The organism is Marinifilum sp. D714, assembly GCF_030851345.1.
Lineage (GTDB): Bacteria > Bacteroidota > Bacteroidia > Bacteroidales > Marinifilaceae > Marinifilum.
Genome location: NZ_JALPNU010000007.1, coordinates 50,965 through 74,677, shown reverse-complemented (window position 1 = coordinate 74,677; position 23,713 = coordinate 50,965). Strand labels below are relative to the sequence as shown.

The 23,713-nt window shown below is 35.3% G+C and carries 25 protein-coding genes and 1 tRNA gene; 18 read left to right on the top strand and 8 right to left on the bottom strand.

The window, feature by feature from the left end:
* The first annotated feature begins 50 nt into the window (after nt 1-50).
* The 12 genes from M0051_RS09000 to M0051_RS08945 all read left to right on the top strand — a co-directional run bounded on the left by M0051_RS09000 (nt 51) and on the right by M0051_RS08945 (nt 11,885).
* Nucleotides 51-236, top strand: coding sequence for a hypothetical protein (locus tag M0051_RS09000; protein ID WP_306741203.1), 186 nt, complete (start codon nt 51-53; stop codon nt 234-236).
* A 68-nt stretch (nt 237-304) separates the two neighbouring features.
* Entirely contained in the window at nt 305-565 is a 261-nt protein-coding gene (locus M0051_RS08995; protein WP_306741202.1) for a helix-turn-helix domain-containing protein, read from the top strand.
* Between the two features lie 302 nt (nt 566-867).
* Nucleotides 868-2,250 (top strand): hypothetical protein, encoded by a 1,383-nt coding sequence (locus M0051_RS08990; protein WP_306741201.1) that lies wholly within the window; start codon nt 868-870, stop codon nt 2,248-2,250.
* On the top strand, nt 2,231-2,473 hold the full coding sequence (locus M0051_RS08985) for a hypothetical protein (protein ID WP_306741200.1): 243 nt from the start codon (nt 2,231-2,233) through the stop codon (nt 2,471-2,473). The genes M0051_RS08990 and M0051_RS08985 overlap by 20 nt, the downstream gene beginning before the upstream one ends.
* A 98-nt stretch (nt 2,474-2,571) precedes the next feature.
* The gene (locus M0051_RS08980; protein ID WP_306741199.1) at nt 2,572-2,778 is read left to right on the top strand and encodes a hypothetical protein; all 207 of its coding nucleotides are present in this window, start codon (nt 2,572-2,574) and stop codon (nt 2,776-2,778) included.
* Between the two features lie 181 nt (nt 2,779-2,959).
* Nucleotides 2,960-3,568, top strand: a complete 609-nt coding sequence (locus M0051_RS08975; RefSeq protein ID WP_306741198.1) for a recombinase family protein — start codon at nt 2,960-2,962, stop codon at nt 3,566-3,568.
* 116 nt (nt 3,569-3,684) lie between these two features.
* On the top strand, nt 3,685-3,960 hold the full coding sequence (locus M0051_RS08970; RefSeq protein WP_306741197.1) for a hypothetical protein: 276 nt from the start codon (nt 3,685-3,687) through the stop codon (nt 3,958-3,960).
* Between the two features lie 278 nt (nt 3,961-4,238).
* Nucleotides 4,239-4,763, top strand: a complete 525-nt coding sequence (locus tag M0051_RS08965) for a DUF4365 domain-containing protein (protein WP_306741196.1) — start codon at nt 4,239-4,241, stop codon at nt 4,761-4,763.
* Nucleotides 4,763-5,854 carry a hypothetical protein gene (locus M0051_RS08960; protein ID WP_306741195.1) on the top strand — a complete coding sequence of 364 codons (1,092 nt, stop codon included), beginning with the start codon at nt 4,763-4,765 and terminating at the stop codon, nt 5,852-5,854. Before M0051_RS08965 ends, M0051_RS08960 begins: the two co-directional genes overlap by 1 nt.
* A 151-nt stretch (nt 5,855-6,005) precedes the next feature.
* Nucleotides 6,006-7,553: a type I restriction-modification system subunit M gene (locus M0051_RS08955; protein WP_306741194.1), complete on the top strand. Its 1,548-nt coding sequence runs from the start codon at nt 6,006-6,008 to the stop codon at nt 7,551-7,553.
* Entirely contained in the window at nt 7,550-8,755 is a 1,206-nt protein-coding gene (locus tag M0051_RS08950; protein ID WP_306741193.1) for a restriction endonuclease subunit S, read from the top strand. The genes M0051_RS08955 and M0051_RS08950 overlap by 4 nt, the downstream gene beginning before the upstream one ends.
* A 22-nt stretch (nt 8,756-8,777) precedes the next feature.
* Nucleotides 8,778-11,885 (top strand): HsdR family type I site-specific deoxyribonuclease, encoded by a 3,108-nt coding sequence (locus M0051_RS08945; protein WP_306741192.1) that lies wholly within the window; start codon nt 8,778-8,780, stop codon nt 11,883-11,885.
* A 102-nt stretch (nt 11,886-11,987) separates the two neighbouring features.
* Here the strand turns inward: M0051_RS08945 and M0051_RS08940 are convergent, their stop codons facing one another.
* A complete protein-coding gene (locus tag M0051_RS08940) occupies nt 11,988-13,223 on the bottom strand; it encodes a phage integrase SAM-like domain-containing protein (RefSeq protein ID WP_306741191.1) in 1,236 nt (411 codons plus the stop codon).
* Nucleotides 13,224-13,600: 377 nt separating this feature from the next.
* Between M0051_RS08940 and M0051_RS08935 the strand changes: the two genes are divergently transcribed.
* Nucleotides 13,601-15,217 (top strand): pseudouridine synthase, encoded by a 1,617-nt coding sequence (locus M0051_RS08935; RefSeq protein ID WP_306741190.1) that lies wholly within the window; start codon nt 13,601-13,603, stop codon nt 15,215-15,217.
* A gap of 181 nt (nt 15,218-15,398) precedes the next feature.
* Nucleotides 15,399-15,486, top strand: a tRNA-Ser gene (locus M0051_RS08930).
* A gap of 161 nt (nt 15,487-15,647) precedes the next feature.
* Here the strand turns inward: M0051_RS08930 and M0051_RS08925 are convergent.
* The 7 genes from M0051_RS08925 to M0051_RS08895 all read right to left on the bottom strand — a co-directional run bounded on the left by M0051_RS08925 (nt 15,648) and on the right by M0051_RS08895 (nt 21,112).
* Complete coding sequence (locus M0051_RS08925; RefSeq protein ID WP_306741189.1) at nt 15,648-16,271, bottom strand: DUF6266 family protein; 624 nt, start codon at nt 16,269-16,271, stop codon at nt 15,648-15,650.
* 66 nt (nt 16,272-16,337) lie between these two features.
* Nucleotides 16,338-16,565 carry a hypothetical protein gene (locus M0051_RS08920; protein WP_054717681.1) on the bottom strand — a complete coding sequence of 76 codons (228 nt, stop codon included), beginning with the start codon at nt 16,563-16,565 and terminating at the stop codon, nt 16,338-16,340.
* A gap of 358 nt (nt 16,566-16,923) precedes the next feature.
* Nucleotides 16,924-17,724, bottom strand: a complete 801-nt coding sequence (locus M0051_RS08915) for a GldM family protein (protein WP_306741188.1) — start codon at nt 17,722-17,724, stop codon at nt 16,924-16,926.
* Between the two features lie 950 nt (nt 17,725-18,674).
* A complete protein-coding gene (locus M0051_RS08910; protein ID WP_306741187.1) occupies nt 18,675-19,583 on the bottom strand; it encodes a HipA domain-containing protein in 909 nt (302 codons plus the stop codon).
* A 61-nt stretch (nt 19,584-19,644) separates the two neighbouring features.
* Nucleotides 19,645-19,974 (bottom strand): HipA N-terminal domain-containing protein, encoded by a 330-nt coding sequence (locus M0051_RS08905; protein WP_306741186.1) that lies wholly within the window; start codon nt 19,972-19,974, stop codon nt 19,645-19,647.
* Nucleotides 19,975-19,980: 6 nt separating this feature from the next.
* Nucleotides 19,981-20,178, bottom strand: coding sequence for a type II toxin-antitoxin system Y4mF family antitoxin (locus M0051_RS08900; RefSeq protein WP_306741185.1), 198 nt, complete (start codon nt 20,176-20,178; stop codon nt 19,981-19,983).
* Between the two features lie 214 nt (nt 20,179-20,392).
* The gene (locus M0051_RS08895) at nt 20,393-21,112 is read right to left on the bottom strand and encodes a hypothetical protein (RefSeq protein WP_306741184.1); all 720 of its coding nucleotides are present in this window, start codon (nt 21,110-21,112) and stop codon (nt 20,393-20,395) included.
* Between the two features lie 150 nt (nt 21,113-21,262).
* On the opposite strand from M0051_RS08895, the gene M0051_RS08890 reads away from it, so the two are divergent.
* The 4 genes from M0051_RS08890 to M0051_RS08880 all read left to right on the top strand — a co-directional run bounded on the left by M0051_RS08890 (nt 21,263) and on the right by M0051_RS08880 (nt 23,699).
* A complete protein-coding gene (locus M0051_RS08890) occupies nt 21,263-21,607 on the top strand; it encodes a hypothetical protein (protein WP_306741183.1) in 345 nt (114 codons plus the stop codon).
* Between the two features lie 56 nt (nt 21,608-21,663).
* Nucleotides 21,664-22,383, top strand: coding sequence for an SOS response-associated peptidase (locus tag M0051_RS08885; protein ID WP_306741182.1), 720 nt, complete (start codon nt 21,664-21,666; stop codon nt 22,381-22,383).
* A 644-nt stretch (nt 22,384-23,027) separates the two neighbouring features.
* Nucleotides 23,028-23,162: a rubredoxin-like protein gene (locus tag M0051_RS19770; protein ID WP_083464573.1), complete on the top strand. Its 135-nt coding sequence runs from the start codon at nt 23,028-23,030 to the stop codon at nt 23,160-23,162.
* A 207-nt stretch (nt 23,163-23,369) separates the two neighbouring features.
* Nucleotides 23,370-23,699 (top strand): YegP family protein, encoded by a 330-nt coding sequence (locus M0051_RS08880; RefSeq protein WP_306741181.1) that lies wholly within the window; start codon nt 23,370-23,372, stop codon nt 23,697-23,699.
* Nucleotides 23,700-23,713 lie beyond the last annotated feature (14 nt).

Below are 23,713 nucleotides of genomic sequence, written 5' to 3'. Positions count from 1 at the left end.
TGTTTATATTTGTATGGAAATACAAACTTGTAAACAAATATATAAATAAAATGGAATTAGAAAAAAAACCTTTAGCACCTCTAATGAGAAAAATGAAAATCGGACAAGTTGAATTATACCCTTGTTCACAGAATCGATCTATCAGTGTTACAGCAAGTAACCTTTCTATTGAAGAAGGCTTGTCGTTTTCAAAGAAAAGAAACGGAAATGTGATTGAAGTTACAAGAAAAGCTTAACAACCAACCAGTTAGATCACCCTTTCAAAAGAAAGACATTTTACACTTATTTTTTTAAGAATCGCACCATGAGTAAAAACGAAATGATAGAAGCCAGCTTTATCGGCTCAGCTCTGTTCGATGCAAACAATGTTTGCATGTCGGTTGAGCAGTGTGCTGAATTTCTCGGCATACATGAAAAAACTGTAAAAAACCGGATTAAGACCAAGGATACAAACAAGAAGATCATTGCTCGTCCTTACGGCAAGGGCTGGAAAATCCCAAAAATCCAATTTGTAAAAGAGATCGTTACAAAATTTGAAAATCAGAAACACAATGAAAGTATTTAGAATCTTATTCATACTACTTGCCCTTTGTGCTTTTGTTGGCATTTGCATTGGGGCTACGCATCAAATTATAATGCTTGTTGTTTGCTTGATTGCTCAAGCAACCTGTACAAATCCCAAAGGACTGGATACATCTTAGGCACAGAAGGTACAGCAATAATAACGCTGAAAAACGGGGTATCAATGCCGCACTTTTTTTCGGGTACGGAAATGTTTGTTTTCTCACAAAATAAGCAATCGGAAACGCAGAATATTTGGGTACGCATGCCACATTATTTTCTTTCCAAAAACTCTCTCACTCACCCTTGATCGACTACATTAACATACTACTATCTGACTTTGATTTTAAAACGTGGCAATCGGATAAACGCTTGCAGTTTCAATTTAAAATCGCTGACGAACTTGATAGGTTTGGCAATGTAGTTCAAACCAGCAGTGAAGCAGCACATTATCAGGGCTTAGACTTCATTCGAACACTATCAGGGAAATGCTTTATAAAAGGCTCAATTCACAGATTTTTCAATGCTGGCAGTAACAATGGCAACCGCTTTTCCTATCTGGATTTTACGGAAGCTTTGGAAGAATTGCAGGACTTTGGGGTAATACCGGATAAAGCCATACTTAAAAGCTTTGAGTTTGGTTTAAATCTACCTATTAAAGAAAAACACCTATGTGCTAAAAGCTTTTACAATTCAATCATTTACAGAGTTGGCGAAATTGAAAAGTGCATGTGTGATGACGGCAACAACCTTATCGGAAAACAGTTTATTACTGAGGATACCACGGTTAAAAGCTACGATAAAAAGCAACAAGCCGCCCTACAATGCTCTCATGAAATCATACGCTATGAGCTAAGGTTTAGACGAATGCGATTATTAAAGCGTTTCGGCATAGTTACTCTTCACGATTTAACCGACAAAGACAAGTTGATCCAGCTTTTTGAAAAGAGGCTTTTAAAATCGGTAAATGAAACAATTCTACTGGATTGGAAATCTTTACCAAACACAAACAAACTTCCTGAATATCAAAAGAAAAGGTTTTTGAATTGGCGAAATCCAAACTGGTGGCGTGAAAAGAGTATGACTACAAAAGTGAGAAATCGAAACAAAATAAGTTTTGAAAGTCTGATTAAAAACAAGGCCAAATATGACATTAAAGAGATACTTAAAAATAAGCTAATCAATGAATTTAGCAGTGTTATTGCCTCTCAAAATTTTTCACCTAGCAACAACACGCAGAAAAACATGGGTACAAATGCCGGACGTATTGTTAGCGGCAAGCATGTCGGAGAAACGAACATGTTTAAAAGAAAATATTGCTTGGTATGTGGTAAGGATATTTCACACCTGAAAAAAGATGCAAAGTACTGTAACGATAACCGCAAGTGCAGGGATAAGGCATACAATACGAAAGTATCACAACAACGAAAAGCCAGAAGAACCCAGAAGCAAAAAGAAATACTAAAAATCATTAATGAGCTTGGAACTGATCTAATGCTCACAAGAACAACCAACCCTAGCAGAAAAAAGTTAGCTGGGATACCTAGTCGAAAGACTTCAATAATAGTTACAACAAACGGAAAGCAGAAACATTACCATGGTGTTGCTGCCCGTTTCTTCCTGAAAGAATTTGAAAAGAAAAAGAAGTTGAACCAGACCAATATGAACGATGAAACAAATAGTACTTGAAACCATTCAAAGACTCTCAAATGAAAAGATTGAAAATGGAATTGCCCCTACTCATGTATTGTGGATTGATTTAAGAAAAGAGTTAGGTGTTAAAATTAAAGAAGCAATAAACCAGCTCATAAAGGAAGGCAAATTAAAAGCCGGACAGACGCTTAATGACAGATACATAAAACCAATACCACCTGATACATCAAAGAATGAAGAAAGAAACAAATGTGCATAATCATGAAGTCTGGCACAAATGCAAAAAATGTGGCAATGAATACGACTTAAGATTAAGTGATGCTTGCCCAGAATGTAAAAACCTCAAAAACCTATACTATGGAATTTTATACAATGACTAGAAAAGAGTTTGCCGTAAAAATGAAAGTTAGCAGATCAACACTGTATCGTTACATGAAAGATTGTCTTGCTCCTGAATTTTTAGAACTGACCAAAGGAAAGTTACTTTTTAAAGAGCAAGTTGAATTCATCTATAAAGAAATCATTGCTTCTGAAAAATGGAAAAAACTAATGGATTCAAAATAGAATACAGAAAATTTAACATACTATTTTCATGAGGGAGTCGAACCCTCGGACAAGCAGGTTCAAAATAGGGTACACCTGAACCCGAACCCAAAAAGAAGGGTAAAAACCGAAGTTTTTTAGGTCGAATCCCCAGCTTTTGAACCCACTTTAAAAATAAACCCAGAAAAACGGATTTTTTTGCATGAATAAGAAAATTTATAAATACACTAGAGTTTCGACAACAGAACAAAACGAAGCCCGACAAATTGGCGGCTTGGGAAAATATGAAGGCGAAACCTTTATTGATAAAATTTCCGGTAAAGTTGCTTTTGCAGATCGACCAGAAGGAAAAAAGATAATTCAGGCCGTAAAAGAGGGATTGATTTCTGATTTAATTATTTTGGAAGTTGATCGACTAGGAAGAGATATTATTGACGTTTTGGCGGTTTTAAAATTTATGAAGGAAAATAAGGTTTGTGTTACTGTTCACAGCCTTGGATTAAAAAGTCTGATTGATGAGAAAAGCAATCAAACTTTTGATTTAATAACAACCGTACTGGCACAAGTAGCACAAATGGAATATGATCGAATTAAAGAGCGCCAAAAAGAAGGAATTGCCCAAGCAAAACAAAGAGGTGTTTACAAAGGCAGAGTAAAAGGTTCTAAAAACAAAGATTCTATTTCTCTGGTTGCCAAATACCCAAATGTTGCTGCTTGTTTGGAAGCAAAAATGAGCATCAATAAAACCGTTGCTGCTACTGGTGTAGGTCGTAGTACGGTAAAGAGAGTTAGGAAAGAATATTTTGAATAAAAATGCTAAAATGGTTTTATACTCACCTACCACAATATTAAAAAGTATTTGGTTAATTTGCGCAGCTACGCAACCTAACCTTTTTCAATAGACAATTAATAAAAAAACACAAAGATATGTATGCACTACTATATGAAGACTTGTTAGCAGTAGAACTTACAAAAGAGAATACAAGTGCTTATAAAGAGCTTGACAAAGCAGAAACCTTTGAGGATGCAAAACAGGAGATTGTAAATTACTGGGAAAACAAGAAAAAAGAAGCTGAGTTAAAACTGGAACAAGCTCAGAATATGAAACCTCTTAAACGAAAAAGAATAAGAGTTCACTTACGACAACCGCTCAAGCGTGGGGGAACGGCAAATATTAATTTGAATTATCCAAATAAGGAGTAGTAATTATTTTAGCTCTTCATTTTTTTAGTGTTTCGAATTATAAATCAGAGAGTAATACATTGTGCATTATCTAAATTTATTCTAAATTAAATTATAGCCTAACCTTTTATTTATTGATTGATAATTATAAGTAATTTCTATTCATAATTTTATTACGTTTACATACATTAATTGGATACATAAACGTAATCAAGCTACTGCCTTAGGAAAACAATATCAATCAGTTACGCCTATATAATATTAGCAACAATGGTCATAACAATAGAAGAAAATTTAATATGACAAAGACAGACATAATGGAAGAGCTTTCAAAAGATTACCTAGAAGTAATTGCAAATAGAAGCGGATTCTTTAATTCTATTCATCGAGATTATGGTACAGATTTATCTATTAGAAAAGCTAAGTTATGTCATAATCGAAGACGTTATCTAACAACAGGAAAAGCCGTAGACATACAAGTTAAGGCTGTTTCAGAAAAGTATATTAACTATCTTAACGACACATCAAAAAATATTATTAAATACAGCTTAGAAGTTAAGAATTATAATGATCTAATTGATAGAGCAAATGAAACAGGAGCATTCATCCCTCTTATTCTCGCAGTTTTTATAATGCCAGAAAATGAAGATGAGTGGATTCAATTAACTCCAGAACAATTAATGATTCGTAAATGCGCATTTTGGTATCAAATACCTACAGGTCAAACCCATTCAATGAATAAAACAACCGTAAATATTGATATTCCCAAAACTAATAGAATTGATTTAAACTTTTATACTAACCAATTTGCAGCACTTGAATAATGAGTAAATATAAAGAAGAATTAATAATAGATTTTCTTATTTCTAGAGGGTGGAAATTCGTTAGAACAGGAAATCTATTTAATTATTTCTCACCACCTGAACAATTAAATCTTCCTGTTGATTTTGAAATTGAAATACCAAAATACTTAAAAGAAAAGACAGGTTTCGATTACTATATTAATAATCTTATAAAAGAGCTATCTAATATTTTATCCTTAGACTCAAATGCAGATGATTTAAGCATTTTATTCTCCAAGGATGATTCAATTCTAAAATATCGGATTTTTGATGCAGAAACATTAGATGGAACTATTCCATTTCAAAAGCATATAGAATCATTAGAGGGGTTTAAGAAAGTGTTATCACAAGCTGTAACATTTAAAACTACAAATAAACCTATATTTGGAACAGCTAAATTTGAAGTTAACAGTTATCTAAATCGTTGCAAGGCTTTACAAACAGAAAAAGGTAGTTATGTTACTAAGCTATCAATTCCAAATAGCGAAATATATTCTACTGTATCTGTTATAGATACAAATAGCATAAATAATAAGTTATTTGACGTTTTTGAATTTGTTAAAGAAGAAATTTTCAATACTACAACTCTAGTAGAAATAAATGAGAATTACATTCAGGATATTTCAGAACTTCTTAATTATGAATTATTTTATTCTATTAAAGACTTATATAGCAAAACTTCTATTAATAATATTGAATTACAGCTTTCATCTGTAGAAAAGTTTAGAAGAATAGAAACAACTAAGGTACAAAACAGAATATCATATTTTAATCGGTATCTAAAAGAAATCAAAAACCTATTATTAGAGTTGGTTTCCTTAGAAGCAACAGGTTACATTAAAAGATTGTCCTCTATATCTCCTCGTCATTCATCAAACAATGAAGTATTGATTGTTGCAGAGATAGCAAATACACAGGAAACAATTAAAGTTATTTTGGACACTGAGGAATATATTGAAGCAATAGAAGCCCATAAACACGAATGGGCAGTTAGAATCAAAGGAAAAGCTAAGCAAGGAAAAACACAATTATCAATTAAGGAATTAGAATTATTTGAAGTGTTGAAAAAATAATTATCACCAACACTTATGATATTTCAATACATTTAGCAGATGCAATTCAGATTTACCATCTGAATACATAACATAGGAAAGCATAAATGAATCCCACACAGGAATCAAAATAAAATCAAGCATTTAGAAACAACGATATAAAAACACAATAATGACAAGTACAGCACAAAGAGCCGAACTACAAGCTCAAATATGGAAAATAGCTAATGATGTTCGTGGCTCTGTTGATGGATGGGATTTCAAACAATTTGTATTAGGAACTCTTTTCTATCGATTTATTAGTGAGAATTTCACCAACTATATTGAGGGTGGAGATGAGAGCGTTAATTATGCCAGCCTCTCTGATGAAGTTATAACGCCTGAGATTAAAGAAGATGCCATTAAAACGAAAGGATACTTCATCTATCCTAGTCAGCTTTTTTCAAACATTGCAAAAAATGCCAGCACCAACACTAACCTTAATACTGATTTAGCTGCTATCTTTTCAGCTATTGAAAGCTCTGCAAATGGCTATCCTTCAGAAGAAGATATTAAAGGACTTTTTGCCGACTTTGACACTACCAGTAATCGACTTGGCAATACTGTTGAAGACAAAAACAGTCGTTTAACTGCTGTAATTAAGGGTGTAGCTGGACTAGGCTTTGGTAATTTTGAAGACAATCATATCGATCTTTTTGGTGATGCGTATGAATTTTTGATCTCTAATTATGCTGCCAATGCTGGAAAGTCAGGAGGCGAGTTTTTCACTCCACAAAATGTATCAAAGTTGATTGCACAGCTGGCAATGCACAAACAGGAAACTGTAAATAAAATTTACGACCCTGCTGCTGGTTCCGGTTCTCTGCTATTACAAGCGAAAAAGCACTTTGATGCCCATATTATTGAAGATGGTTTTTTTGGCCAAGAGATAAATCATACCACCTACAACCTTGCTCGCATGAACATGTTTCTACACAACATAAATTACGACAAGTTTAATATTCAGCTTGGAAATACATTGACAGATCCTCAATTAAGAGATGATAAACCCTTTGATGCAATCGTCTCTAATCCACCCTACTCAGTAAAATGGATTGGCAGTGATGATCCAACACTCATTAATGATGATCGCTTTGCACCTGCTGGAGTCCTAGCCCCTAAATCTAAAGCAGACTTTGCCTTTGTTCTTCATGCTCTTAGTTATCTTTCAAGCAAAGGTCGTGCAGCCATTGTGTGTTTCCCCGGCATCTTTTATCGTAGTGGTGCAGAACAGAAGATTAGAAAATATCTTGTAGATAATAACTTTGTAGAAACTGTTATCTCCTTAGCGCCAAATCTTTTCTTTGGTACTTCTATAGCGGTAAACATCCTTGTTCTTTCAAAAAGTAAAAAAGAAAACACAACCCAGTTTATTGATGCTAGTGGAGAAGGTTTCTTTAAAAAAGAGACCAATAACAACATTCTAACCGATGAACATATCGAAGAAATCATGAAGATGTTCGATAGTAAGGGGAACGTGGAGTATGTGGCAGCATCGATAGACAATAACAAAATTGCTGAAAATGATTATAATCTTTCAGTCAGTTCCTATGTGGAAGCAAAGGATACTCGTGAGAAGATTGATATTATTGAGTTGAATCAGGAAATTTCAAAAACGGTAGAAAAGATAGATGCTCTTCGTGCTAATATTGATGTAATAATAAAGGAGATTGAGGCATGAGTTATATAGATAAATTGTTACAGGGAGTTGAGGTTGAGTGGAAGACAATAGATGAACTTTTTCATGTTAAGAATGGTTATACTCCATCAAAGAAAAACAAAGAGTTTTGGTTAGATGGTACTGTTCCTTGGTTTCGTATGGAAGATTTACGTACAAATGGAAGAGTTCTTTCAGATTCCATTCAACACGTATCTGAATCTGCTATAAAAGGAGGTAAGTATTTCCCTGCTAATTCTATTATTATAGCAACCTCAGCTACAATTGGAGAACACGCTTTAATTACAGTCCCATATTTATCAAATCAGAGGTTTACGAATCTCAGTTTGAAAAAGGAGTATAAAGAAGTGTTGATGCCAAAGTTTCTATATTATTACTGCTTTATACTAGATGAATGGTGTAAAAACAATACAACTGTCGGTAATTTTGCAGGCGTAGACATGCATGGTTTTAAAAAATTCCCCATCCCAATTCCCCCCTTGGAAGTACAAAAAGAGATTATTCGAATTTTAGACACCTTTACAAAGCTAACAGCGGAGCTAACAGCGGAGCTAACAGCTCGTAAAAAACAGTATAGCTATTATCGTGATAAACTATTGAGTTTTGAAGAGAACAAAGTGGAGTGGAAGACTTTGGGGGAAGTGGTACAACGAACAAAAAATATTAAATGGAATGGAACAGATGAATATTATCATTATATTGATTTATCATCTGTAAGTCGTATTAACAACTCAATTACTGAAACAATTGAAATAACACGAAATAATGCGCCGAGTAGAGCAAAAAAACTTGTACAAAAAGATGATGTTATTTTTGCAACAACTCGACCTACTCAGATGCGTTATTGCCTAATCCCAAAAGAATACTCTGGAGATGTGGCAAGTACTGGTTACTGTGTTTTGCGAGCTAAATCTACCGAAGTATTACCTAAATGGATTTTCTATTGGGTTTCCTCTTCAGAGTTTAAAATATACCTTGAAGAAAATCAGAGTGGTTCAGCATACCCAGCAATTTCAGATGCAAAAGTTAAAGATTTTAAAATCCCTATCCCACCATTAAAAGAACAAGAATACATAATCTCCATTCTCAATAAATTCGACACCCTCACTTCTTCAATAAGTGAAGGTTTACCAAAAGAGATCGAATTAAGAAAAAAGCAATATGAATACTACCGAGATAAATTGCTAACCTTCTCCCAAAAATGATTAAAAATTACGAAGCACAAAAATGACAACCTATAAAACCATAGCAGAAACAAAGAACTTCATTGTTCTTGATAAATACATCAAGTTCTCAGAAGCACACGAAGCTCCTGCCACATATCAAACAGAAGCAGACCTTGAAAGGGAGCTTATACAGGATTTAAGCAATCAAGGCTATGAGTACTTACCCAAGCTTACTAGCCAAGAAACAATGCTTGCCAATGTTAGGGTGCAGTTGCAAACACTTAACAACATGGAGTTTTCGGATGTAGAATGGCTTCGTTTTGTTGATGAATATTTGGACAAACCAAGTGAAAATCTCATTGACAAAACAAGAAAACTACACGATGACTACATTTACGATTTTGTATTTGATGATGGGCATATCCAAAACATCTACTTGGTAGATAAAAAGAATATCGCTCGAAATAAAGTGCAGGTAATTTCACAATTCGAACAAAAAGGCAGTCAGGCAAATCGTTATGATGTTACTATTCTAGTAAACGGCTTACCATTAGTACAGGTTGAATTAAAAAAGCGTGGTGTTGCCATTCGTGAAGCTTTCAATCAAGTACACCGATATAGCAAAGAGAGCTTTAATAGTAAAAATTCGCTTTTTAAATACCTACAGCTTTTTGTTATCTCAAATGGAACTGATAGTCGATATTTTGCCAATACGGTCAAAAGGAATAAAAACAGTTTTGATTTCACTATGAACTGGGCAAAATCTGACAATTCCCTTATCAAAGACCTTAAAGATTTTACAGCTACTTTTTTTCAAAAACATACCCTTTTAAAAGTACTTCTTTCTTATTCTGTTTTTGATGTGAGTGACACACTCCTTATCATGCGGCCCTATCAAATTGCAGCTACTGAACGTATTTTATGGAAAATTGCAAGTTCTTCACAAGCAAAAAAATGGTCTAACACAGAAGGCGGAGGTTATATCTGGCACACCACTGGTTCCGGAAAAACTCTGACAAGCTTCAAAGCTGCACGACTAGCCACAGAACTTGAGTTTATCGATAAGGTCTTCTTTGTGGTAGATCGTAAAGATCTCGATTTTCAAACTATGAAAGAATATCAACGATTCTCACCGGATAGTGTTAATGGATCGGAAAGTACAGCAGGTCTCAAACGAAACATTGATAAGGATGACAATAAAATCATAGTAACCACTATTCAGAAATTAAACAATCTCATGAAAAATGAGAGCAGTCTTCCTATTTTTGAAAAGCAAGTGGTATTTATCTTTGATGAAGCTCACCGCTCTCAATTTGGAGAGGCTCAAAAAAATCTTAAAAAGAAGTTTAAGAAGTACTATCAATTTGGTTTTACTGGCACTCCTATCTTTCCAGAAAATGCTTTAGGCTCAGAGACGACAGCTAGCGTATTCGGTCGAGAACTACACTCTTATGTGATTACCGATGCAATTAGAGATGAGAAAGTACTTAAATTTAAGGTAGACTACAATGATGTTCGTCCTCAATTTAAGGCTATTGAAACAGAACAAGACGAGAAAAAGTTAAGTGCGGCAGAAAATAAAAAAGCTTTACTTCATCCTGCTCGCATTAATGAAATATCTCAATACATCTTACAGAACTTTAAGCTAAAAACCCATAGATTAAATGGGAGCAACAAAGGGTTCAATGCAATGTTTGCAGTTAGTAGTGTTGATGCTGCAAAATGTTACTACGATGAAATAAAGAAGCTGCAAAATGGGGATGATAAGCCTCTTAGGATTGCTACTATCTTTTCTTTTGCGGCCAACGAAGAGCAAAATGCCATAGGTGAGATTATTGATGAAACATTTGAACCCTCTGCAATGGATACAAGCGCAAAGGAGTTTTTAACGGCTGCTATCAATGATTATAATAGTATATTTAAAACCAGCTTTGGAGTAGATAGTAAAGAATTCCAAAACTACTATCGTGATCTTGCCAAACGAGTAAAGAGCAAGGATATTGACCTTCTTATAGTAGTTGGCATGTTCCTCACTGGTTTTGATGCACCTACTCTTAATACTCTTTTTGTTGATAAGAACCTACGCTATCATGGCTTAATGCAAGCTTATTCTCGTACTAATCGTATATATGATGCCACCAAAACCTTTGGTAACATTGTTACATTTAGAGATTTGGAAACATCTACCATTGATGCAATTACCCTTTTTGGAGATAGTAGCACCAAAAATGTAGTCCTTGAAAAGAGCTACAAGGAGTATTTGGAAGGATTTACGGATATTGCAACCGGAGAAGCTCGTCGTGGATATATTGATGTAGTAAAAGAGTTAAATGATAAGTTCCCCAACCCTGATGAGATAGTCACTGAAAAAGACAAAAAAGAATTCTCCAAGCTATTTGGTGAATATCTTCGTGTTGAAAATGTTCTTCAAAACTACGATGAGTTTATCAGCTTAAAAGCTATCCAAAATCTTGATCTGGAAGATCCCAAAGCTGTGGAGGAATTTAAAGCTACTCATTACGTAACTGATGAAGATATTGCAGCCATGCAAGAGGTTGAGGTTCCAGCTGAACGAACAATTCAAGACTATCGTTCAACCTATAATGACATTCGTGACTGGCTTCGTCGTGAAAAGAGCGGAAAAGAATCCGAAGAGTCAAGTATCGACTGGGATGATGTTGTTTTTGAAATAGATCTTCTTAAATCTCAAGAGATAAACCTAGACTATATCCTTGAGTTAATTTTTGAACACAACAAAAAGACCAAAGACAAAGCAACCCTAGTTGAAGAGGTTCGCCGCATCATCCGTGCTAGTGTTGGTAATCGTGCAAAAGAAAGCCTACTTGTTGATTTTATCAATAGCACTGACCTTGATAAAATTCAAGATAAAGCAACCATCATTGATGCTTTCTTTAGCTTTGCTCAAAAAAAGCAAAAACATGAAGTTTCCAAGCTAATTGCAGATGAAAACCTTAATGAAGATGCAGCTAAACGCTACATTACAACTTCATTGAAACATGAATATGCTAGTGAAAATGGAACTGAACTCAACGAAGTTTTACCAAAAATGAGTCCATTGAATCCACAGTACTTAACTAAAAAACAGAGTGTTTTTCAAAAGATTGCTTCTTTTGTTGAGAAGTTCAAGGGTGTTGGTGGACAAATTTAAATTAACTGAAATAATTCATAGCTATAATTGAATAGCCATGATTAAAACACAAGAGAGGTTCACCTACAGGTTAACAACCTAACAATGAACCTCTCTCAATATTTACCCCCAATATTTCTGCATGGAATCTACAACCGATTTTTGAGAAGTCTTTTTGTATTTTATCAAAGTCTTTGGGTCTTTGATTCCTGTTATTTTCATGATGATATGATCTGGCATCCCTTTTTCACTTGAAAGAGTGATAAAAGTACGTCTGGCCGTATGGCTCGAAATCATTTTATACTTAAGGTTGTAAACAATCTCCTTTTTTGTTCCGCTATAAATAATCTCCTTAATTTTTTCATCAAAACCAGCAAGCTTGCAAGCCTCTTGAATTCTCTTATTAAATTTCTGATTGGAGATCTTAGGTAATTGCCAATCGTATTTATCCAATAGCGCTTTTAACTTTGGGTGTAATGGAATAAAACTTTCACTTTCGGTTTTTTCAGCTTTTTTTATAATCATGTCTCCATGTATATCAGCTTTCTCAAATATCGAATAATCCGAATACCTTTGACCAGAATACACCCCAATTAAGAACAAATCTCTTGCTCTTTCCAGTGATTCACGGGGAAACTGGAATTTTTCCAGAACTTGTATTTCCTTATCTGTCAAAAACACATCGTCAGGCTGATATTTATTAACTGGATTTTTAATCTTTTTCAGGTCGATGTTATGGTATTTACCTTCTGACCAAATAAGAACTGTGATAAGAAAGTTAATAGTACGGTGTAGCGTGTTGTCGTTATGTGGTTTAAACGGTTTAACCTTGATAATCCGTAGAAAGCCACAAAATTCGTCAATCCAATCTTGCGTTATTGAAGTAAACTCTATTTTCTTTCTTTTTTTATCCTCAAAAGCAATCAGCTTGTTTTTTAGGTTTGTATATTTCTGATTCCAACTATCCGATTGTCCATTGGACTTGCCCTTAGTGTCAATGAAATCTTGAATTGCCTCTGTTAGAAACCTGCTTTCCTGCTTAGTAGATTTATGTTTAAATTCTTCATCAAACAATTGCTTTAATAACTCTCTGGTTATTGGAGTATTTTGCTTATCAAGTTCCTTTACTTTCTCATCTAAGAAATCAGAATACATACTTAACATTGATGAAGTATGTTTCAATTCCGCTCCACTAGCTCCTCTTTTTGCCTTTGGCATTCTACTTTCACTATTCCAATTGTCGGGGTGAATGGTTTGATTAGTAGAATATTTAAAATTTTTCTTCTGACTTTTTAAATAGTAAATCAAATAAATTGGTGTAAGTTTGTCTGACTTGGGTTCTTTCAAAAAGAAATACATAGGCTTTAAATTTGTTTCCACAAATATACAAAAGGGAAAGTAAAGGGGAAAGTAAAAGTGTTTTTGAAGTACAAAAAAAAAGAATTTGACGGATAAAGAAAACGTCACAACCCCCGAATTACCTAAGAAATACCAAAAATGAAATATTTGCTAGATAAGAGGTTCGAATCCCTCTCTCTCCGCTGAAACAAGCATTGAAGTTGAAAAACTTTGGTGCTTTTTTTATGCACTAAACTCAAAAGGGATGATCCCAATTCTCGGGAGTAACATGTACATGATGATTGAATTAAAAAACTTTCAGGTTTTTTATTGCATCTGGCTACAAAAACCACTTCTTTTGCAAATACTGAATCCAAATCTCTTATTTGTAATTGCGAATGCATTGCTTCATCACCTTCAATAAACCATTGGAATACAAAGTACTCCCTGAGTATTTTACCAATCCATTTAACTATACGCCTCATCCTTTATGCGTACAAGCTGCAATGGAACTTCAAGCCAAACTTGGAAAGCCAAATCCCGACTCAAAAGGTAAAATGTATGGCGTGTTGATTGTAAAAAATCACTACGATGAAATTGGATACATTGTGGCTTATTCAGGCAATGATCAAGCTCAAGAAACTCAGATTCCATTTGTACCACAGGTATTCGAAATCACCAATCCCAATGGATTTTTTCGTAAAGGTGAAGCAGAATTAAATCAAATCAATCAAGCCATTTACAATGCAGAAAATTCACCAGCTATAAAACAGATTCAGAAAGAACTGGATGATGAAATTCAAAATGTAAATGACACTTTAAAAGCAGCTAAACTTGTCATGGCGAATGCCAAGAAGGAAAGAAAAGGCAAGCGAGCAGAAGCTGAAAATCATCCTGACAAGGAAAGCATTCTAAAACATCTTGTAAAAGAAAGCCAAACAGAGAAAAGTAAATTCAATAAGTTAAAGAAAGAGTGTAAAGAGAAGATTGAAAGTTTACAATTAAAAGCGGATGAGCATTACCAAAGAATTACAGATCTAAAACAAGCGCGTAAAACTCAATCAGCTCGGCTACAAAAGCAAATATTCGACAACTATCTTTTTTTGAATATTGAAGGAAAAGAAAAAAGTGCAAGCCTTATTTTTAAGGAGACCGAAGCCAAGGTTCCTCCTGCCGGTGCTGGCGATTGCTGTGCTCCTAAGTTATTACATTATGCATTTCAGAACGAACTGAAACCTATTGCTATGGCAGAATTTTGGTGGGGAACATCTCCAAAAAAAGAAATCCGAAAACATGGCTACTTTTACCCATCGTGCAAAAGCAAATGTGAGCCCATACTAGGACACATGCTAAACGGGATGAGCATAGAAAAAGCAAAGCAAGAAGATCAAAATCTAGTTATAAAAGTCCTTCATGAGGATGATGCAATTGCAATCATTAACAAACCTTCAGGTTTATTATCAGTACCCGGCAAAGAGATGCAAGAATCTGTATATACTCAAATAAAAGATCTGTATCCACATGCTGATGGACCTCTTATTGTTCATCGCCTAGATATGGCTACTTCGGGCATTATGCTTATTGCCAAAACAAAATCTGCACACGAAAACCTGCAGAAACAATTTCTTAGCAAAAGCATTCAAAAAAGATATGTAGCTCTATTGGATGGTATTATTGAGGAAGATTCAGGCACCCTTGATCTGCCCTTGCGTGTTGATTTGGATGATCGCCCCAGACAATTGGTTTGTTTTGAACATGGAAAGTCGGCATTTACCAAGTGGAAAATTGTTGAACGTACTCCATTGCAAAGCAAAATACACTTCTACCCTATCACAGGGCGTACACACCAATTGCGTGTGCATGCAGCTCATCCTCTCGGACTAAATACCCCAATCGTTGGTGATCCTCTTTATGGTCTAAAAGCTGATCGTCTAATGCTACACGCTGAAGAAATTACCTTCTTACACCCATTTACTCAGAAAAAAATAAACTTTAAATGTTTGGCTGAATTTTAAGCCTAGCTAAATAATATAGATAAATTACTTTATAAGTGTATTTTACCAATAATTCATGTTTAAAATCCCCCAATTTACAGCATAAATAAATATGCAAATTGTTAAATTTTATATTCCCTAACTTTTTTTAAATCTGCAATTTTATTTTACTTTTGTCATCACACTCAATTATTGCAACATTGGAGAGGTGCAGGAGTGGTTGAACTGGCTCGCCTGGAAAGCGAGTATACGCCAAAAGCGTATCGGGGGTTCGAATCCCTTCCTCTCCGCATAAACAAAGGAAAGCAGCGTTTTTATAAAATGCTGCTTTTTTACATATTCCCGTTTGGTTTAAACATGGTTTAAACAATTTGCACGTTTTTTTGCTATAAAAAACAAAAAGCTGCCACGAAAATCGCAGCAGCTTTAAGCACCCTAAAATTACAAGATCTTAAGTCACGTTAACCATCTGGTATTGGTCCAAAGAGTATTCGTCAGCCTCAGCAGTTCCAAAGAAAGCGTAAATGTGAGTTGCTCCCGGATCCACTGGAAGTGTGATTTCTGCAGATTGATCAGATCGAGCTGCATTTGCATGAAGCATGTGAACTTTGTCACCGCCCATTACAAGCAAATGTAATTTATCGTCAGCATTACCTACTCCAGTAGCACTTTCATCCTTCCAACTCATCTCGATTCCTGATGACACATCTGTATCATCCTGGATGGAAAGATTTGATGGCAAACTCAAATTACCCACTGATGCTCTAAATTGAGAGAAGTTTGATAAATCTCCCGTCTCATCAAAGGCCGCAATGTTTGTTTTCACAAACAAATTGTAGCCGGTCATTTTTCCTGCTGAAAGATTCCAAACAGGACGAATGAGTGTTTCCAACAAAGAAGAAGCAAAACTTACAACAGCTTTGAACCTGCTGCGTTGCTTTTGTTGCCCTTCCGTATTTGATGCATTTGGACCTGGTAGTGACTTGATGTAATTCACCCCTTTCCAACTGCTACCTACTACTGAGCCCACTTTCCCCGTAAATGGCCCCAGGATTCCTTGATTGTATTTCCCCATGATTAAAGGTTTTTGGTTAGTATTGAATTAATAAACATAGAATTGAGACAGATACAGACTTGGTCCCTAGGAAGTATTAGGCTGCTTCTTTCTCTCATCTAATTTTTTCCACCAGCGCTTTAGCAGTGCAACAACAATGGTTGAGATGGCTCCTCCAATAACAGAAATTAGTGCTTCCGTGCTGTCAACGGGAACTTCCTGAACAGCTTGGATATTTGGACTTCCCATTCCCAATGATTCTGCTACTCCCATGGTGGATAAAGTGCCGATTACAAATGATGATATCTTATTCATATGATGATGATTTGGTTAGTACTTATAGCAAACTTATGTATCTTTCCAAGAGAAAACCAAACCAATAGATTGATTTACCTTAACTTACATCATCATGCTTTAAATTAATATTTGGGAAGGGAAATCATCCAGAGGTTTTGCTGCTTTCTGATAAGCATCCAATCATTATCCGGAATGCGGGTGGGATGTCAAGCTTTTTGATGGATTTTTTATGCCCCAGGAAATAGTTTGGATCAAAAAATCCATCAAAACTTTGTATAAGCTTGACTTGTTGGCTGAATTGCTAAATTCAAGCGGGGTAAACATTTGATATTAGAGCAAACAGAGGAAATATCTTTGTTTATCAGGGAGGAGGAAATTAATCAATCGTGAAAACAAGACTGCCTAAATTTCTAGGAATTTTATCAGGTCCCACTGCTTTAATATTATGAATAAACACCCTACTTCCTAAACTTAAGCTTTTGATTAATTCCTTCTGCTCGGATGTGAATCTATAACCTCTAGAACTAGAGTCTATAGTATATCCACCTTTAAGAACTGTTAAAGTAAATTGAGTAACGGTAAATTTAGTGTCGAAATCAAAATCTTCCGTTAGCTTAGCGTAAATTCCGGATTCTACAAGTAGTCTATTTTTACGAATTTTACCTCCTGTTTTACCAGCGACAATTGATATTGGATTTGGAATTCTTTTTATTCTAAAATATTTACTATCTATCACTTGCCATTCATCTTGAATTTTAGCTGACACCTTCACAATGCATTTTCTACCTGCAGAGCCTGGTCTTGGATTAATCATATATACATTTCCAACTCTTCTGAAAAATGCATTAGTTACTTGAACGTTAACGTGATTTATAGGTATTCCAGGAACATTTATTTCGACCGGATTATCTACTCCATCATATAATACATTCATCTTACTAGCAGAAATTGAAGCATACAAAGGAAGCTTTTGCTTTACTTGCTCACCTGATTTATTTTCCTTGGTAACATGAGTTGTTTCAGGAGTGCTTGTTTTTATATCAGGAGCTAGTTTATTTTCAGTTTTTACATCCGTTTTTTCCTGCTTGACATTTTCATACTTAGAGGAATTACATCTTGCAGTTAAAAGACAGATGGATACTGTAAGAGAGTACAAAAGAGAATTGGTAAAGTTCATTATCATTATATTTTTTTGTGATAAATGCGAAGTTAATAAAAACCAATCTAATTACTTAACCACTCTTTTTTGTTTTTAATGCCTGCATTAAAAATGGGTGGTGGTGGGGTTTGTGGTGGTCAGTAGCGGCCCTTACTACGGAGTGGCGAGCCGCCCGCGAGTGGGAGGGTGTGACTGGCAAGTAAAACAGAAACTTGTTTTCTGTGATTGACAGCCAGCAGTTTTTGGCGGCTTTTTTGAAGCTGTGATGGATGTTGCCGGGTGAAGCACTGAGTGGGTTGTTTTTGAATGCTTTCGAATGTAATGTATGAAAAAACAATTGGGATGGAGGTGCTTGACCCGGGTGCGTAGGTTAAAGTGCTTTGAAGTGGTAATAAATTTTGCGAGTAAATGACAGTTCTCTTCTTTTGCTTCTCTCCTTCTCTGTTTGAAATTGCCTTTATTTTACTGGGAATGCAAAATTGTTACCAGGGCAAAGTACTGGCCGTGGCCGCTCAAAAAAGATGACAAAAACTGATAGCACCCGACCCAGCAGGCTCGCTTTAAGTGAGCAATGGAGGCTTTTTTGTTCTTCGACTACGCTCAGAAACCTATAGTATTAAATAAGAATAATTGAGACAAGGCACCGACTAACTTTTATTGGAAAGTCGAGGAACAAGGGAGCCGGGAATTGCTGTGAACGACGAGTGGTTGAGCGAAAAAATTGTGACAGGGTGAACCCGCCCTAAAGGACGGGACGACTGATAAAGAAACTGCAAATTAAAATTTGCGAAAAGCTAACACCCCAGCTAAAGCAAGGGTGAATATTCTGACAAATGCCTTTTGCCCATTGAGACCCTTTATTAAAAGTTATAGAGCTAGTGTTGAAAAAACAGCGAAGATGGGCAAAAGGATTTTGGAAAGCCCTGGCGGAATTTTTGCCGAGGCCCGAGGAGTGAACGCCTTATTTCCTACTTTATCATTAAATCTATTCGTTTGGCTCGATCTTGAATTAGTTGTTTATAAGCTTCTTTCATTTCAGGTGGAAGAAAACTAATTTCAATAGTTTTAAACCAAGATGGTATTGATTTTTCAAATTTTACAAAGATGTTATTTTGAGTTTTTTCAGGAATCTCAAAAAGGTTAAATGCTGAAAGAAAATCTTTACGTTTTAACTTTTTCTTTTTTGCATTTAATGTTAAGGCTAGATCTTCATCATCTTCGGGCATTACCAATGCTGTGGAAAGCATATCGTAAGCAGGAGTTAAAACATATCCTAAATGAGGATTATTTATTAATGAAAAATTTTTTAAATGCATATCTGCGTTTCCCGTTAAGAAGGAAAAGACTACTTGCTCGAAAAAGTTAATCAGATCTAAGCCTGGGTTAGAAGAATACTTTAAAATTGCTTTCCCAATTTGCTCATAAGATCCTTTGTACTTGTACTCTGTTAAACGCTCGGTTAGTTGACACATGTCTTCCATGTGAATTTTGTTTCCATTTTCACGATCTATTCGCTTGGTGATGTAGGCCAATTTTCCATTATTCAATCGAATTAGGGAGTGTGGGACTGTATTTATTTTTGATATGGAGGCCAGATTCATTGTTAGGTCTTCCAATTCGGGCAAATTAGCGAATTGCTTTGTTGGAGGTTTAAGGATGTATCCACCCCATAATCCAACTATGGTAAAACGTCTTTCTTTATTGTTGTCTGGATTTTTAGCAATCTCCAATGATAATTTGGGCTGTACACCTGTTACTGCAATTTGACTTTTTATTACTTGATATGCTAATTCGAGCATTTGATCTTCGGAATAATCGAGAACGGGTACCACATTTGTGTTAAATATTTTTTTAGAACAAGTCGGATGAAAATCCACTTGATTTACTTTTAGTGGTTTATAGCAGTATAAACAGTTCATGGTTGTTGTCGGTTTTCAGTTATTGGTTATCGGTTGTTTCGGCGATGATACTTACAGCACCGATACAGTCTTTACAGCAGGCCATTAGTAAGCCCATACGGTCTGATTCCCGTAGTTTCCAATTTTCTTCAGCAATGTCGAGAAGCCAACCTTCCGGTATTAAGCCATCGAAAAAGGGGAACATGGTTTTACTATTATAGGGAATATCTGTGATTGGCAAAGTAAGACTTATGGCTTCAGGCTTTTCCGATTTTAAATAATCGTTCTCGTAATAAAATGTGAATCCTTCCTCATTTTCGATAATGGTTCCTGCCCATATCTTGTGCATGTATACTTTTGCTTTTCTCATCCTTCCTTATTTTTTTAGAGATATTGGTCCTAACTTGAATCCGAATAATTGCAATACTTGATTGACCTTATCCATCTGTAAAGTTTCTTTGCCTTGTTCCAATTCTCGAATGAATCGAATTCCTACACCTGCTTTGTCGGCTACATCTTGCTGTGTAAGCTTGAGTAGCTTTCTTTTTTCTTTTAGAAATTGTGATACTTCCATATTAAAAAATAACATTATACCCGTACGGGTATAAATATAGTTCTTTTTATTGTAATTATACCCGATCGGGTATAAATTAAATATATTTAGCATTGATTATACCCGTACGGGTATAATCAATACATTTTCATTTTGTGATGAATTTAGAATTGTATGGATATCGGAGGAATAACACCTTATTTCCTATTCTATTCAATAATTCCTCTCTTACAGATCAATAAATCACCTGGCTCCTAATTTTCTTAATTTCTTTCAAAGCGGTTTGTGCATAGTTGAATTCGAAACACCATTTGTCACATTGCTTTCTTTTAACTGGTTCAATGTATCTGTCAAAGTAATAGATATGCTTTACCCTGGCATAGTCATCTTGGAATATATCTATGAATTCATTGAGCTTAAAACTTTCGTATTCTTCCATTAATGAATCGATATGTTTTAGGACTTTCTCCTTGGGTGGATGGTTGTATGGTTCACTTGTGATATCTGTAAGATTCTCGGGAATTTTAAAGCGAGGGCGTCTCTTTTTACCCTGTCTTAAATCAGTGAGGTACTTGTGAAATTTCTCTTTGTCTTCCTCCAAATCCATGTATAGCCCAAGATTGATTTTCCTGGCTTTTAATTCCTTGTTCAAGGCAACAAGGTCATTTCGACTAAAGTAATAAGTCCTAGCCCGGATGAAGTAGTTTTTAAAATTGAATTTTTCAATAATAAATCTGCCAGGACGATGATATCCTGCAGTTCTGATAATTTTTGAAATGTCATCTTCCGGAACCCACTCTCCTCTTTGGGTTTGTAGTTTACGAAATTCTGAAGCTGCTTTTTTTACTGCTTCCTTTGAGAACTGATCACGCTTTGGTAAATCTTGAGTTCCTACAACTTTTGCCAATAAATATCTTAGCTGTTTCAATTCTGTATAGAGCTTATCTTCTTCCATAGCTTAAAATGTTTTTCTGTTTTGCTTTGAAGAAGTTAAGAAGATATTTAATGATTTCTGTAGAAAACTACATGTTACTTTTTGTCTCAGCCCAAGGAATGAACATCTTTTTTGCTGTATCTTGCAGTTTATTCAAGCAAAAATTGAGGTATGAACTGGGAGATGGAAAGATCGGATATCGATTTTGAAAAGTATGTTGTTTGCTCCGCAGCAAACTATCGATCTGTTGATGGAACGATGAAGCGATGTATCGAATTTAGAGATGATGAAGGTGTGTTGTATTTGGCACCCAGAGAGGATGTATTGAAGTTGAAAGAGGTTCCAAGGAATACTTATGAAACTTATGCTTTAAGATATGGTGAACCTTATGCTGATGGAGTTATTTATACAAAAGAAACTGTTGACATTCCTTTTTTTGAACGCATGAAACAGAGGGGTATTGTTGTGGATTTTGTTTTGGATGATGTAGGTGTGAAGGTGATTAGGTTAAAATAAAACTCTTCCTCTCAGGATTCAAAATCCTTAACTCTAAGCTCGCAAATTACAAATTTGTGGGAGCTGGGAAATTTGTACATTTAGGTATGTGCTATGGATATTCATCGAGTAAGTTGGCAGAGCGATTTGCCAGAAAAATGCGGGAGCCGAAATTGTTTGAGCGACATTTTTATAAAAGTGGCTTTGAGTTTCCACTGATGCCAGTTGTTTGCAATGATCAACCTGAGGAGATTGGATTGGCTGCCTGGGGTTTGATACCGGCATGGGCAAAGGATAAGAGTATGCGAAAATATACGCTGAACGCCAGAAGTGAAACGATTTTTGAAAAGCCTTCTTTTAAGAAAGCGATTGCCAGTCAACGGTGTTTGATTTTAGCGGATGGCTTTTATGAATGGCAGCATGTTGGCAAAAACAAGTATCCATATTTCATTGGTCTGAAAAATGAAGTCTCTTTTGCTTTTGCAGGGATTTGGGATTTGTGGGAGAATCCAGAAAGCAAAGAACTTGTGAAAAGCTATTCGATCATCACGACTGAAGCCAATGGCTTGATGGCGAAAATTCATAATACCAAGAAAAGAATGCCTCTTATTTTACCTGTCGAAAATGAAGATGCCTGGCTTAAGGCTGAATCGAAAAATGAGATTATGGATTTGTTGAAACTTCCTATTGAGGAGGATGAGATGTTTGCCTATACGGTTCAGAGGAAGTTGGCAAATGAGGCTAGTGCTCAAGATCAGTTTGTTTATGAGGAGTTGAGCCAAGGGAGGATGTTTTGAGATCTGGGGTTTGAGGTAGGCGATAGGAATCGAGTATCCGGCTGGAGTAGTCAATTTAGGAAAGTTGAAGGAATTATAATTCTTATGGAAAAGAGTTTTCTGCATACGCAGAGCACGAGTTGATAAAACTCGCGCTATCGGGGGTGTTCATAGCTGTATTAGATTTAGTAGTTCTAATTTATGGCTATTTATTGAATTTGAAAATGGGAAAGTTCAGGAAATATTCATACCCTCCCTTTGAGTGAGAGCATGAAGGTTAATGGAATAACACAAAGCTCTATTTATTTCAAAAGACTTTAACACCTTAATATCCAACAAGAAATAATGACATACACTGTCAGTTTCATAGTGACAAAAGAGCAATCAATGCAAATGTTATCTTGACATAATTTTACCAAACGATTGCATCACATTACCTAATATTGGTCAAAGTAAAGTTTAAAAAATAGTAATATGAAGGTTAATGGCAAGGCATTTGAACAAAGACAGCAGACCGAAAAAATTGTGTAGGTCTGCTGTTTAGTCATAAATGACTTTTTAAATTTCGCGATGCAAAAATATCATTTTCAACTGAATAACAAAAAAGAAATCGCAATTGCTTGAAGTAAGCCACTTTACTATTTAAAAATCTAAATTTTTAGAATATGTCAAGCACAGGTGAAAAACCAGGAAAAGGTACGTATACATGTACTAAATGCGGACAAAAGGTTGTATTAGATGACCACTCTGATACATTGCCTCCATGTCCAAAGTGTAATGGTACTAATTATAGACCATAACAAACCAATGAGGGTGTCCAAAGAGTAAGTTCAATCGAAAATAATGTCATATTGAATGAAGTGAAACATCTGTGTATCAAAGGGACAGATTCTTCGCTAAACTCAGAATGACAATAATATTGAACTTTTTGGACATCCTCATTAATTTGATTTACGAGGAAGTTGAATAATTATTCTGCTTCAATTATTAATTTAAATTCAGTTGAAATGAGTTCAAAATTTGAGATTTTCAAAAGTCCACGAGACTTTCAGTACTACTTTAGATTGAAAGCAAGTAATGGACAAATCATATTAGCCAGCGAAGGCTATACAACAAAACAGGGATGCCAAAATGGGATTGCCTCGGTAAAAGTAAATTCACCCTATGATTCGCGCTATGAGCGCAAAAATGGGATAACCTATACTTTTAACTTAAAGGCCGCTAATGGCGAAATTATTGGTAGAAGTGAAAGTTATACAACAAGTCAGGCAAGGGAAAATGGAATTGCGTCGGTAAAAGTAAATGCTCCTTCAGCAGGTATTGTTGATTTGAGCTAGAATAAGAGCTTAAT